This is a genomic window from Flavobacterium potami (assembly GCF_020026915.1).
In the GTDB taxonomy this organism is placed as follows: Bacteria; Bacteroidota; Bacteroidia; order Flavobacteriales; family Flavobacteriaceae; genus Flavobacterium; species Flavobacterium potami.
Genome location: NZ_JAINUY010000047.1, coordinates 1 through 289, shown reverse-complemented (window position 1 = coordinate 289; position 289 = coordinate 1). Strand labels below are relative to the sequence as shown.

Genomic DNA, 289 nt, shown 5'->3' with positions numbered 1-289 from the left:
TCTAGATTCAGTACGAGACGCGTCATGTCTTGTCGCACCGCTTACCGATCGCTCGCCTAAACACCTCTGCGAGCACTTCTGTCTTCTTCACCTCGGTACTATAGACTTCACTTCCGACCATCGGACAGAATGGAACTTTGGAGCCGAGCTCTTGGGAAATGGCGAGTGCCAATGCGGTCTTTCCTGTCCCAGGTGCTCCCGCAAGCAAGAGGGCTCGCCCAGAGAACTTCTTCGACTTGATCAAATCGACAACCACACCACAGGCCTGCCGATAGTATGATTGAGTGCC

Annotated in this window: 1 protein-coding gene; it reads right to left on the bottom strand. The window is 53.6% G+C overall.

The features are described 5' to 3' along the window. Window positions 1-22: 22 nt before the first annotated feature. A partial coding sequence (locus K6T82_RS24215; RefSeq protein ID WP_223711600.1) for a RuvB-like domain-containing protein occupies window positions 23-289 on the bottom strand: 267 nt, incomplete at its 5' end.